Genomic DNA, 12385 nt, shown 5'->3' on the forward strand with positions numbered 1-12385 from the left:
GTTTTACGCTAATACCGATTTTTTGCCGATGAAAATGCAAAATTAAAACATCATGTCCAGTGTGGTTCAACTCTCTAAAGAAACACATAGAAAAATTTGACCAGATAAAACAATCTCACTGAACAGCGCTTGGGTGAATTATATAAAGACAAATAAAACATACAACATATGTTTATATTTCAAAACAATGAAAACTAAAAAACGCTAAAGAGGAATGTCATGGACTTCATAATGTTCACGCAACTTTTCAATGAAATTGATAAAGTAACAAAAACATATGTTACGGACATTTCCTCAAAAGCAATTGCGACAATTACGCCTTTCGTCTCAATTGGTCTAACCATCGCTTTCATCATATATGGATGGCTCATTATTCGTGGCGTAGTCGATATGCCAGTTGCTTCGTTTCTAAACCGTTGCCTGCGAGCAAGTATTATTACTTCAATAGCACTCACTACAGGACTTTATCAACCAGAGATCACGCAATTTATAACAGAAATACCCAATGACTTGCTCACGTCATTACTCGATAAACCGATAAAAGGTCCCCATCTAAACAGATTAATTGACACAGTCGCTGAAAGAGGTTTCGAATGCGCAAGCAAAGCTTTTGAAGAAGCTGCTTTTCTAGATGGTGATGGCATCTTGTACGGTTTCTTCGGAATCCTCATTTTGCTTGCAACAAGCTTCCTAGCTGCAATCGGTGGAGCATTCATTTTGCTAACAAAAATCGCTCTTGTGCTTCTCGCAGGACTCGGACCAATCTTCATCATTGCTTTGCTTTGGCAACCAACTTACCGCTTTTTTGAACAGTGGATCGTGCAAATTCTAAGCTATACAATTCTCACTGTGCTCCTAGCTACCGTATTTAGTCTTATGATGAATATCTTTGCAAATTACATGTCAGATCTAAAATTTGATGGAAAACAAAATGTGGGTTTCGCACTTGGTGGTGCTCTCATCCTAGCTATTATCTCCATTATGCTGTTGCTCAAACTATCAAGCGTTGCAAGCTCTTTAGCAAAAGGCTTCACCTTTGGTCATTTATGGAGACTAGATCATCCTTCCCGTAATAACCGCACAACAAAATAACCAAAATTTCAGCAACGCAAAAAAAATACAAACACAACCGATAAATATTTTCGTAAATGAAAAAAACTAAAAATAAATACAATTATAGGCAATATATTTTCTAATCAAAATTGAAATATCAATAAAAAAGTGATAGAAAGAATTTACTGATTGAAAAAGAGAAGTATTAAAATGAAACAAATCTTTTTTATGATTTTGATCACGAGTCTTTTATCGGCTTGCATATTCGCTCCAAAGCCAAAGCAACCAAGTAATTGGAATCGTGTCCCTATTAATAAAACAATCCCTGCCGAAATTCAGCGAGGAGCCATATGAGAAAAAAACAAGCTAAACCTGTAAAAGCCGAACAACTTAACAGTTACTATGAGGAAAGCAGAGGATTAGAACGGGAACTCATCAATGAATTTGTGAAGTCGCGCAAGACGGCATGGCGTGTAGCAGGTGCTGTTGGCATTTTTGGATTGTTCGGTATGATATGCGGAGTTATCGGATTTTCTCAACCAGCTCCAACACCTTTAGTGTTACGTGTTGATAACACAACTGGTGCAGTCGATGTCATCTCAGTAATGCGTGAGCATGAAACCAGTTATGGTGAAGTTGTAGACAGATATTGGCTCAATCAATATGTGCTAAACCGTGAAACTTATGACTATGATACCATTCAGTTGAACTATGATACTGCCGCACTTTTAAGCGCACCGGCTGTTCAACAAGAATTTTACAAGATTTATGAGGGTGAAACTGCACGTGATAAAGTGCTTTCCAACAAAACACGTATCACAGTTAAAGTACGGTCGATCCAGCCAAATGGGCTTGGTCAAGCAACCGTGCGTTTTACGACGCAACAACATGACAACAACGGTACGGTAGGCTCCCAACAACACCAGATTGCAACGATTGGCTACACCTATGTTGGCGCACCAATGAAATCATCTGATCGGTTGCTTAACCCTCTAGGTTTTCAGGTCACAAGTTACCGTGCTGACCCAGAAGTCCTTTTGAACAATTGAGGAATTGATTATTATGAAAAAACTTACGTTTATTACTCTATTCTCCTCATTTTTCTTTCTTCATACAGTACCCGTACAAGCGCTCAAGACCCCATCCAATTCACAATATGACCATCGTATTCGTTATGTAACGTATAATGTGGCTGATGTGGTTCAAATTGAAACAGTTCTTGGTGTAGCGACGCACATCATTCTTGAAGAAGGTGAGCAGTATATCACCCATGCCTTTGGTGATTCAGATGCTTATGCTTTTGCACATAAAGGGCGGCATATTTTTATTAAACCTAAAGCAGAACTTGCTAATACGAATCTCATTGTTGTAACCGACAAACGTAGCTATAAATTCCGGTTACAGTTTCGAAATGACCGAGCTGGAGCTACCTACGAACTCGCCTTTCATTATCCTGACACCAATACCCAAAAGTCGGAGGAAAATAACCAGCGTTCTGCCATTGAACGTGGTTTTCATCTAAGCGTGAAAGGTTATAACCTTAGCTATACGATGAGTGGCAACCAAGATATTGCTCCAATAAACGCTTGGGACAATGGGCGTATTACCTATTTCAAATTTCCCGCCAACATGGATATGCCATCAATTTATGTCGTAGATGCTGAAGGCAACGAAAGCCTCATACCACGTACTGTAGTAGGAGATTCTAATGACATTATCGCTGTTCACAAGGTTAATCCTAAATGGCTTATACGGCTTGGCAAACGTGCTTTAGCTGTTTTCAATGAATCCTACGATCCCAATGGTATACCCAACACGACTGGAACGATATCACCGGTAGTGCATCGCGTCAATAAAGGAGGAAAATGATGTTTGACAGACAGAAAGGAGATGGGATTGAAAAAGGTGAAGAACTGGTCCACCCTGAGTCAAGACGCATTGAAGGTGCCTATGGTAGTTCTGAACTAAGTTCTGAACGACGTTCGACGATTCCTGGAGCACGTGCATTGTTAATGGTAGGGCTTGTTGTTATAATAGGGGTACCGATTGCTTTAACTTGGAAAGCTTTAAAAATGCGTAATGCTGTAGATGTTGAGGAAGAAAAGCCTCAGCAAACAGTGCAGCAAATTATACCAAGCTATACTCCTCGCGTTATAGAAGAGCCCAAAATTATAGAAGAAGAGAAAACAACACAGAAAGAAGATGTAGTATCAGAGTTTTCACCAGCTTTGACGAAGCTTCTTCAAACAACACTTCCACCACACCTGCTTAAAGATTCTGAAGATTTGGCACGTAAGCGTATGTTAAGTTCAGGTCTTAATAACGGTGGTGGTGATAGCTCCACAGTAAGTTCAAAAAATAATGCATCTGAAAATGATAAAAATAATGGTGTGTTATTTGATCAACTCCAACCGGTACGATTGTCTCAATCGCGCGCAGTTCAACTTCGTAATCGCGATCTCTTAATTACACAAGGAACACAAATAGATTGCGTACTAGAAACCAAAATTGTCACCTCACAACCGGGAATGACAACGTGTCATTTAACGCGTGACGTTTATTCTACAAGCGGTCGTGTTGTTTTGCTAGATCGTGGTTCTAAAGTTACCGGTTTCTATCAAGGCGGTGTACAACAAGGACAAGCACGTGTTTTCGTACAATGGTCGCGCGTTGAAACGCCTTCCGGTGTTGTCATTAACCTTGATTCGCCTGGCACTGGTCCTCTTGGTGAAGCTGGTGTCGGTGGTTGGATTGATACACATTTTTGGCAACGGTTTGGTGGGGCAATCATGATTAGTATAATCAGTGATTTAGGAGAATGGATAAAAGGTAAAGTTTGGCAAAAAAATGAAGAAGGTAGAGGAAAGGCACAATCTCAGGAAGTACATAATGCAGAAACAGTCGTAGCCGAAGTTCTCCAAAATTCAATTAATATTCCGCCAACACTTTACAAAAACCAAGGTGAAAGAATAAATATTCTTATTGCTCGTGATCTGGATTTCAGTGATGTCTACAGCCTCGTTACACGTTAATCAAATACAGAAAGATCAAGCAGTTGCACAGCTTCTGCAACCGCTTGATCGTTTTTTGGAAGATCCAAAAATTACTGAATTATCAATCTGCCGCCCTTGTGAACTATGGACAAAAAGTACTGAAGGTTGGCAGGTGCATAACTTACCAGAGTTAACACACACTTTTTTACAAACATTGATTACAGCTGTTATCGTTTATAACGGTATGGCTCCTAAAAGCATTCATTATGTGAACTTACCTGGTGGGCAACGCGGTACAATTATACAAACACCCGCTGTTATAGATGGTTCACTATCCTTTGTTATTCGTAAACATTCCCTTACAGTTAAAACGTTAGAGGAACTCAACGAAGAAGGGGTATTGAGTGATTTTTCTGATGTAAGCTTTAATAAACCTTCGGAAAAAGAAGCAACTGACTTGTTATTAAGGCAAGATTTTACCAGATTAGAACCATTTGAAGTACAGCTTTTACATCTCAAACGTGATAGAAAAATTCTTAAATTTTTAGAAGAATGTGTGCTTCATAAACGGAATATTATCATTGCAGGTAAAACGGGGTCGGGTAAAACAACATTTGCTCGCTCCTTGATTGAAAAGGTGCCGGTAGAAGAGCGCATTATCACAATTGAAGATGTTCATGAAATTTTTCTTCCCAATCATCCTAATCATGTACATATGATTTATGGAAATGGTGCAGGTCGTGTTTCAGCTGATGAGTGTTTAGATGCATGTATGCGTCAATCTCCTGATCGTATTTTTCTCGCAGAACTGCGGGGTAATGAGGCGTGGGAATATCTTAACTCATTAAACACTGGGCATCCAGGATCCATTACCACAACACACGCTAATAATGCTTTACAAACTTTTGAGCGTTGTGCCACATTAATCAAAAGATCAGAAATTGGTCGTCAGCTTGATCTAGAAATGATAAAAATGGTGCTTTACATGACAGTGGATGTTGTGTTGTTCTTTAAAGATCGAAAGCTTTCTGAAGTCTTTTACGATCCAATTTTTTCTAAATCAAAAATAATTTAAGTGAAATATTTTTTTCAGCATTACTGCAAATTGAATAATAGCTGTGATACGTTATCACGGCTTTTTTTAATATGGCAGTAAATGCTTTTTAATACTCTTAAGAAATCAATAAATTTTATAGATGAATTCTCGTGCAGCACCTAAAAGAATAAAAGCAACTCTTCACGATGTATAATTTTATTCTCAATAATTAATAAATGCTTAAAGATGACGTTCAACCATAAGTTTTTTAATCTCAGCAATTGCTTTAGCGGGATTTAACCCCTTTGGACAGGTTTGCGCACAATTCATAATCGTGTGACACCGATAAAGACGGAAAGGATCTTCTAAATTATCAAGACGTTCACCGCACATCTCATCGCGTGAATCAACAATCCAACGATAAGCCTGAAGCAAAATAGCTGGTCCCAAATAACGATCGCCATTCCACCAATAACTCGGACATGATGTCTGACAACATGCGCACAAAATACACTCATAAAGACCATCGATTTTTTGACGATCGGTGTAACTTTGTAACCATTCTTTTGCGGGCTCAGGCGAAACAGTTTGCAACCAAGGTTCAATCACACGATGTTGGGCATAAAAGCGCTTTAAATCAGGAACCAAATCTTTAACAACAGGCATGGAGGGTAAAGGATATACCTTAATAGGATGCTTTACATCATCCATCCCTTTAGTACAAGCCAGCGTATTTGTTCCATCAATATTCATTGCACATGAACCACAAATACCTTCACGACACGAACGGCGAAGTGTCAAAGTTGGATCAATGTAATTTTTAATGAACAATAATCCATCAAGAATCATAGGACCACAAGCAGAACGATCTACATAATAAGTATCCAGATGAGGATTTTCCTCACTATCAGGCGACCAACGATAAACGTGAAATTCGGTCAGTTGAGTAGCACCTTCAGGCTTAGGCCAAACCTTTCCAGCTTTTACTTGAGAATTTTGGGGAAGTTTAATTTGTACCATAATTTGTTCTCCCCTTAGTAAACACGTTTTTTCGGTGCAATACGCTTTAAATCGATACCACCATCTGCTTCAGATGTTAATGGATCAACATGAACAGGTCGATATGATAAAGTCACCTTACCATCCTTTGATAAATGGGACAGTGTATGTTTACGCCAATTTTTATCGTCTCGCTCTGGATAATCTTCACGTGCATGAGCCCCACGGCTTTCTAAACGCGCTTCTGCTGAATAAACCGTTGTTATTGCATTTGCCATGAGATTCTGAAGTTCTAATGTCTCGACCAAATCAGAATTCCATATTAGTGAGCGATCTGTTACTCTAAGATCAGAAAGTTCACCCCAAATTTGACTTATCCTCTGACACCCTTGTTTCAGAGAATCTTCCGTACGAAAAACAGCAGCATCTTCCTGCATTGTCCGTTGCATTTTTTCACGCAATACAGCAGTTGGAGTTCCGCCTTGAGCAAAACGTAAGCGATCAAAACGTGTCATAATTTCGTCGACAGCGGTCTCATTCAAAGGTGGAATCTCCGCATCTCGATCAATCACTTCACCAGCACGAATTGCTGCAGCGCGCCCAAAAACAACCAAATCAATCAATGAATTTGATCCCAAGCGGTTCGCACCATGAACAGAAGCGCATCCGGCTTCACCTACAGCCATCAAACCTGGCTGAACACGATCTGGCGAATCGGAAGTTGGATTAAGAACTTCACCAAAGTAATTTGTGGGAATCCCCCCCATATTGTAATGCACCGTTGGAAGAATAGGGATAGGCTCTTTTGTGACATCAACACCAGCAAAGATTCGTGCTGACTCGGAAATTCCTGGCAAACGCTCATGCAATATAGCAGGATCGATATGATTGAGAACCAAATGGATATGATCCTTTCTTGGTCCCACACCGCGCCCTTCACGAATTTCGAGCGTTATACAACGTGACACCAAATCACGTGAAGCCAAATCTTTAAAGGATGGAGCGTAACGCTCCATAAAGCGCTCTCCTTCAGAATTGATTAAGTATCCCCCTTCACCACGGGCTCCTTCTGTAATGAGACAGCCAGAACCATAAATACCTGTGGGATGAAATTGAACAAATTCCATATCCTGAAGAGGCAACCCAGCACGTGCGATCATGCCACCGCCATCACCCGTACAAGTATGCGCTGATGTTGCTGAAAAATAAGCACGTCCGTAACCTCCTGTTGCTAAAACAACCATTTTTGCGGAAAAACGGTGGATTGTGCCATCATCAAGATTCCAAGCCACCACACCGGTACAGACACCATCTGTCATAATGAGATCAAGCGCAAAATATTCAATAAAGAACTGTGCATTATGTTTTAAACTCTGCCCATAAAGCGTATGCAAAATCGCATGTCCAGTCCGATCTGCTGCAGCACAAGTGCGTTGAACAGGCGGACCTTCACCAAATTCTGTTGTATGTCCTCCAAAGGGACGTTGATAAATTTTACCTTCTTGTGTACGCGAAAAAGGCACCCCATAATGTTCTAATTCATATACAGCAGCCGGAGCATTGCGCACCAAATATTCCATTGCATCGGTATCACCCAACCAATCAGATCCTTTTACAGTATCGTATAAATGCCATTGCCAATTGTCAGGCCCCATATTTGAAAGTGATGCTGCAATCCCTCCCTGCGCTGCAACGGTGTGCGAACGTGTTGGAAAAACCTTTGTGATACAGGCTGTTTTAAACCCTTGCTCCGCCATACCGAGTGTTGCACGCAAACCTGCACCACCAGCACCAACAACGACAACATCAAATTTGTGATCGACATAATGATAAGGAGGGTTACCTGATTGAGTTCCTAGAGGTGATACTGTGTTGACCATATCGTTATCCCCCTAATGCAATTTTCAAAAGAGCAAAAATGATGATACTGCCCAAAATAAAACAAAATAAAATATTTAATGCCAAGAATAATATCCTTAGACCTCCTTGTGGAATATAATCTTCAATAATAACCTGCATTCCAAGCTTCATATGATAGAGGACTGAAAAAGTAAGCATCCCCATTAAAATAGCAACAACAGGATGAGCAAACCGTGCACGCACAACACTATAATCCTTCCCAACGAGCGAAAGAATCAGAACAATGAAAAAAATCAAAAGAGGTAGATTTATCACACCTGTAAGACGTTGCATCAAAAAATGCTTTGTTCCCTCGTGTGCACTTCCAAGCCCACGCACTTTTCCAAGTTCTGTTCGAAAATCTTTCTTCATCCCTTTCTTCACCCCCAATTAGACAAGACTATATCCGATAATCCAAATTGCAACAGTAACAATAAGAGAAATAAACACTGTTGCCCAAGCAGCTACTGTTGCTTTTTCTTTAGCCAAAAGACACGGTTTCATATCCCAAACAACATGGCGGATACCGCCAACCATATGATGAACACCAGCAAGGTTATAAAAAAACAGAACACAAAGCCCTGGCAAAGAAGTATAAATCCCATGAACTATTCTAAACGCCTCAGCCCCACAACTGACTGAAATTAACCAAATAGCGAGTAAAGTCATTCCAAAATAAAGGGCCACTCCTGTAATACGATGTGCAATTGACATTGCCATAGTGATGGCCCAGCGATAAATACTTATGTGGGGAGAATGTGGGCGCTCTTTCATCCTAACTGTCTCTGTCATAAAATATCCTGACCTGACTTTGTACTGCAACGGCATCATGAACGACAAGATCGCACAAAACAACCAAGTGCATTATCATTTTCACTTGTTCTGCATCTCAAGATGCTCACATTACAGGTCGGTTGTCTTAAATAACGGATTAAAGGTCGCGCATAAAAAAAACCGAATTATTTACAGCTAAGAGCCATAAAACTGACTTCAATCTAATATAATTTTACCTTCACGTCAAAGGTCTAACACCATTTCTCAAATATAGCCATGCATTTTTTCAAGTCGTACGCATGTCTATTTCTAAATATCAACGATAGATTTCCTGAAGCTCTAAATTTAGATAGCATATTAAGGAAAACAAGATACGGAATTAACAGATGCAACAGCTTTGCTATGTACTTAAAACCATTTCTTTATTGATAAAAACGAATCATCGACGACAAAAAAGCGGCATGGAAGCCGCTTTTACACAAACCCTCGCAGATACCAGTATTACTCGTCGCAGATACAATATTTACTCGATTGACTGTGTTGCTTGCGTTTCAACGTCTGCTGAAACAGCTTTTTCTTCTACTTTCTCAACAAGTTTTTCGCCTTTTTTCCGATAATCTCTCTTTTCAGCAATACGTGCAGCTTTACCTCTTAAACCACGAAGATAATAAAGTTTTGCACGACGCACTTTACCACGGCGCACAAGCTCAACAGCTTCAATCAAGGGAGAATAAACTGGAAAAACACGTTCAACACCTTCACCATAAGAAATTTTGCGCACTGTAAAGGTCTCATTCACCCCACCACCCGAACGTGCAATACAAATCCCTTCATACGCTTGAACACGCGTACGTGTACCTTCCGTCACGCGGACCATAACACGGACTGTATCCCCTGGCTGAAAAGCTGGCAGTTGACGTTTTGCCTCGATTTTTGCACATTGTTCAGCTTCAAGCTGTGCGATAATATTCATTTCTTTTATCCTTCATATTCTTTATCGAACAGTCAGAGCGCTCAACTTTTACCCAAAAAAATTCTTATACGAAAAAGAAGTTCTTTAGGCTATGCTTTATACAGGAGCGAATACACCGTTTTTTTTAAGTTTCGGAACTACAGAAAACCCTTCACAGAAAAACTCTCTACAGAGAGAGCCTTGCAATACACTACCTTATAGCATGAATCAAGTTTCCTGACGATTTTTATGATAACGCGCATAAAGATCAGGACGACGTTGACGTGTTAACAGTTCAGCTTGCTGTTGACGCCAATGCGCTATAGCTTTGTGATGACCTGATGTTAACACCGATGGGATGCCCCGTCCTTCGAAAAGAGAAGGACGCGTATATTGAGGATACTCAAGGAGACCATTTTCAAAACTTTCACACTTTGCAGAATCCTGATTGCCCATCACTCCAGGGAGAAGGCGAACAATAGCATCCAAAAGAACTAACGCAGCTGTTTCTCCACCTGAAAGAATATAATCACCAATGGACACTTCTTCCAATTCTCGCGCTTCTATTATCCGCTCATCCACGCCTTCAAAACGTCCACAAACCAGTGTTATTCCTGATTCACATGCCAAAGAACGGGCATGCGTTTGGTTAAAAACCTTTCCACGTGGGCTCATCAATAGCCTTGGCGAATCATGTGGACAACTATCAAGTGCAGCAGCTAAGACATCTGCTCGCATGACCATACCAGCACCACCACCAGCCGGTGTATCATCGACACTATGGTGTTTATCCAAAGCAAAATCCCTAATCTGTACTGTCTCTAGTGACCATACCCCTCGCGCCAAAGCTTGCCCCGCTAAAGAATAATTTAAAAGCCCAGGAAACATTTCAGGATAAAGTGTTAAAATGCGCGCTTGAAACCCCATATTTTCATTCTTTCATCCTCTTAGCCAAACTGTACAGTCCAGCATTCACCGATCTATTATCCACACTATGGCATTTCTTTAAAACAAAATCCCTAATTGGCATTGTCTGCAGCAACCATACCCCTCGCGCCAAAGCTGAACACTGCTAAAGAAGAACTTACAAGACTAAAAAATTCAGGATTAAAATACGCGTTTAAACCTCCACATCTTATCCGTATATTCTTTTAACCCAAATCATTTTTCACCTTATTTTTCTCTTTACTGCTGTGCAAACCAGCAGCCATAGGATCGACAACAAGAAAACCAGAACCAATGCAAATTTCTGGCACTGCAGCTTTGCTGAAAGGAATAAACACCGTTTTACGCGTATTCAGACGCATTTCAAGCAAATCACCAGCCCCAAAATTAAAAAAACCACTGACCTCACCCAAGGTTTGACCAGCACAATCCTGAACACGGAGTCCAATGAGATCGACCTGATAAAATTCATCCTCATCCAAATCATCTACCAACTGATCACGTGTAACATAAAGACGAACACCTTTTAAGTCTTCAGCAGCATTGCGATCTTCAATCCCTTTAAAATGCACTATCACGTTATTTTTTTGTACGCGAAGAGTTACAATTTCATAAGGACGTTCTATATCATCATAAAGGATGCCATAAGTTCCAAGACTCTGTGGATCGGCACCCAAAACCTTAACCAAAACATCTCCCTTTATACCATGGGCGGGACCAATAATGGCAAGATAGACTTTATTTTTCAGCTTTTCTTTATTATATGTCATGCAAAAATATCATCTCTTAAAAACGAATCCTTTAATCTTATAATTTCTTGTAATTTTCTATTTAATCTTGTTGCCATATCATAAATCTTTCCAAAAGGCTTTTTTGGTAACAAAACAAATTAATAAAAGGAGAAGTCTTATGGCAAATGTTATGTTGTTTTACAAAGATATTACCCCAATCAACAAAATTTCTCATAAAAACCTAAAATATGCTCCTCCAAGTGATATGTCTTTTGCCAAAGATACTCATTGGGTTCCTTTAGCAAGCAGTGAATATTTTCAAGCTGCTTTAGACTATCCGATTTTGTTTATGTGCGCAGAAGATGAACAAAAGAAACGGCACTATACATCTGCTGCTCTTGTAGGACTTTCTAACGATGAAAATGACTATATCACCTCTGATAAAAGTTGGCAAAAAAACACTTATGTTCCCGCTTTTGTCCGTCGTTATCCTTTTGTTCTTGCACAACTTCAAAATGAAAAAGAACTTTCTGTTTGTTTTGATCAACAATCAGGTATGTTTAATGAGGTTGCAGGCACAGAACTTTTCAATTCCGATGGATCTGTTTCTCCTTTTATGGAAGAGCGTATTCGTTTTCTTGAAAGCTTTAAAATCGCTATGGAAAAAACCGCCGAGTTTATTGATACCCTTGTGGATATGGATCTTTTAAGCCAAAAATCTATTAATGTGAAAAATGATAAAGGTCTTTCAGCACAATTAGAACATTTTTGGATTGTTGATGAAGAAAAACTGAATAAATTATCCGCATCCCAACTTGCTAAACTTCATAAGAATGGTTTTTTAGGATTGATTTTTGCGCATTTGATGTCAACAAATAATCTTTTTAAAATACTCTCCCTAAAAGGTGAAAAGCAGATGACCAATCACGAAGAGCAACCAGCAAAAAAGAATGGCTCTGCTCATAATGAAATGTCTCAAGAACAAAAAACCCTCAATTAAGAA

14 protein-coding genes are annotated in these 12385 nt (G+C 39.7%); 7 read left to right on the forward strand and 7 right to left on the reverse strand.

What is annotated here, in order from left to right:
- The first annotated feature begins 219 nt into the window (after positions 1-219).
- The 6 genes from ABID39_RS00380 to virB11 all read left to right on the forward strand — a co-directional run bounded on the left by ABID39_RS00380 (position 220) and on the right by virB11 (position 5121).
- A complete protein-coding gene (locus ABID39_RS00380) occupies positions 220-1092 on the forward strand; it encodes a TrbL/VirB6 family protein (protein WP_354184916.1) in 873 nt (290 codons plus the stop codon).
- 171 nt (positions 1093-1263) lie between these two features.
- On the forward strand, positions 1264-1407 hold the full coding sequence (locus ABID39_RS00385; RefSeq protein ID WP_354184918.1) for a TrwH protein: 144 nt from the start codon (positions 1264-1266) through the stop codon (positions 1405-1407).
- Positions 1404-2102 carry a VirB8 family type IV secretion system protein gene (locus tag ABID39_RS00390; protein ID WP_354184922.1) on the forward strand — a complete coding sequence of 233 codons (699 nt, stop codon included), beginning with the start codon at positions 1404-1406 and terminating at the stop codon, positions 2100-2102. The genes ABID39_RS00385 and ABID39_RS00390 overlap by 4 nt, the downstream gene beginning before the upstream one ends.
- 13 nt (positions 2103-2115) lie before the next feature.
- Positions 2116-2922 (forward strand): P-type conjugative transfer protein VirB9, encoded by an 807-nt coding sequence (virB9, locus tag ABID39_RS00395; RefSeq protein ID WP_354184924.1) that lies wholly within the window; start codon positions 2116-2118, stop codon positions 2920-2922.
- A complete protein-coding gene (virB10, locus tag ABID39_RS00400) occupies positions 2922-4085 on the forward strand; it encodes a type IV secretion system protein VirB10 (protein ID WP_354184926.1) in 1164 nt (387 codons plus the stop codon). Before virB9 ends, virB10 begins: the two co-directional genes overlap by 1 nt.
- Positions 4057-5121 (forward strand): P-type DNA transfer ATPase VirB11, encoded by a 1065-nt coding sequence (gene virB11, locus ABID39_RS00405; RefSeq protein ID WP_354184928.1) that lies wholly within the window; start codon positions 4057-4059, stop codon positions 5119-5121. Before virB10 ends, virB11 begins: the two co-directional genes overlap by 29 nt.
- A 201-nt stretch (positions 5122-5322) precedes the next feature.
- Here the strand turns inward: virB11 and ABID39_RS00410 are convergent, their stop codons facing one another.
- The 7 genes from ABID39_RS00410 to rimM form a co-directional block, all read right to left on the reverse strand.
- Entirely contained in the window at positions 5323-6102 is a 780-nt protein-coding gene (locus ABID39_RS00410) for a succinate dehydrogenase iron-sulfur subunit (protein WP_354184930.1), read from the reverse strand.
- A 14-nt stretch (positions 6103-6116) separates the two neighbouring features.
- A complete protein-coding gene (gene sdhA, locus ABID39_RS00415) occupies positions 6117-7961 on the reverse strand; it encodes a succinate dehydrogenase flavoprotein subunit (RefSeq protein WP_354184933.1) in 1845 nt (614 codons plus the stop codon).
- 4 nt (positions 7962-7965) lie between these two features.
- Entirely contained in the window at positions 7966-8352 is a 387-nt protein-coding gene (gene sdhD / locus ABID39_RS00420) for a succinate dehydrogenase, hydrophobic membrane anchor protein (protein WP_354184935.1), read from the reverse strand.
- Positions 8353-8370: 18 nt separating this feature from the next.
- Positions 8371-8772: a succinate dehydrogenase, cytochrome b556 subunit gene (gene sdhC, locus ABID39_RS00425; RefSeq protein ID WP_354184937.1), complete on the reverse strand. Its 402-nt coding sequence runs from the start codon at positions 8770-8772 to the stop codon at positions 8371-8373.
- A gap of 505 nt (positions 8773-9277) precedes the next feature.
- Positions 9278-9727 (reverse strand): 50S ribosomal protein L19, encoded by a 450-nt coding sequence (rplS, locus tag ABID39_RS00430; RefSeq protein ID WP_354184938.1) that lies wholly within the window; start codon positions 9725-9727, stop codon positions 9278-9280.
- A 207-nt stretch (positions 9728-9934) separates the two neighbouring features.
- A complete protein-coding gene (trmD, locus tag ABID39_RS00435; RefSeq protein WP_354184939.1) occupies positions 9935-10633 on the reverse strand; it encodes a tRNA (guanosine(37)-N1)-methyltransferase TrmD in 699 nt (232 codons plus the stop codon).
- 224 nt (positions 10634-10857) lie between these two features.
- On the reverse strand, positions 10858-11421 hold the full coding sequence (gene rimM / locus ABID39_RS00440) for a ribosome maturation factor RimM (RefSeq protein ID WP_354184940.1): 564 nt from the start codon (positions 11419-11421) through the stop codon (positions 10858-10860).
- A gap of 139 nt (positions 11422-11560) precedes the next feature.
- On the opposite strand from rimM, the gene ABID39_RS00445 reads away from it, so the two are divergent.
- Positions 11561-12382: a SapC family protein gene (locus ABID39_RS00445; RefSeq protein WP_354184941.1), complete on the forward strand. Its 822-nt coding sequence runs from the start codon at positions 11561-11563 to the stop codon at positions 12380-12382.
- Positions 12383-12385 lie beyond the last annotated feature (3 nt).

Origin of the sequence: Bartonella japonica, assembly GCF_040545385.1 — a bacterium.
Lineage (GTDB): Bacteria > Pseudomonadota > Alphaproteobacteria > Rhizobiales > Rhizobiaceae > Bartonella > Bartonella japonica.

Bases quoted from the DNA above. Each gene is read 5' to 3' on its own strand.
- virB10 (WP_354184926.1), top strand. From the start codon at position 2,922: ATGTTTGACAGACAGAAAGGAGATGGGATTGAAAAAGGTGAAGAACTG.
- trmD (WP_354184939.1), bottom strand. From the start codon at position 10,633: ATGGGGTTTCAAGCGCGCATTTTAACACTTTATCCTGAAATGTTTCCT.
- sdhA (WP_354184933.1), bottom strand. From the start codon at position 7,961: ATGGTCAACACAGTATCACCTCTAGGAACTCAATCAGGTAACCCTCCT.
- ABID39_RS00390 (WP_354184922.1), top strand. From the start codon at position 1,404: ATGAGAAAAAAACAAGCTAAACCTGTAAAAGCCGAACAACTTAACAGT.
- sdhC (WP_354184937.1), bottom strand. From the start codon at position 8,772: ATGACAGAGACAGTTAGGATGAAAGAGCGCCCACATTCTCCCCACATA.
- ABID39_RS00410 (WP_354184930.1), bottom strand. From the start codon at position 6,102: ATGGTACAAATTAAACTTCCCCAAAATTCTCAAGTAAAAGCTGGAAAG.
- ABID39_RS00380 (WP_354184916.1), top strand. From the start codon at position 220: ATGGACTTCATAATGTTCACGCAACTTTTCAATGAAATTGATAAAGTA.
- sdhD (WP_354184935.1), bottom strand. From the start codon at position 8,352: ATGAAGAAAGATTTTCGAACAGAACTTGGAAAAGTGCGTGGGCTTGGA.
- rimM (WP_354184940.1), bottom strand. From the start codon at position 11,421: ATGACATATAATAAAGAAAAGCTGAAAAATAAAGTCTATCTTGCCATT.
- virB9 (WP_354184924.1), top strand. From the start codon at position 2,116: ATGAAAAAACTTACGTTTATTACTCTATTCTCCTCATTTTTCTTTCTT.
- rplS (WP_354184938.1), bottom strand. From the start codon at position 9,727: ATGAATATTATCGCACAGCTTGAAGCTGAACAATGTGCAAAAATCGAG.
- ABID39_RS00385 (WP_354184918.1), top strand. From the start codon at position 1,264: ATGAAACAAATCTTTTTTATGATTTTGATCACGAGTCTTTTATCGGCT.
- ABID39_RS00445 (WP_354184941.1), top strand. From the start codon at position 11,561: ATGGCAAATGTTATGTTGTTTTACAAAGATATTACCCCAATCAACAAA.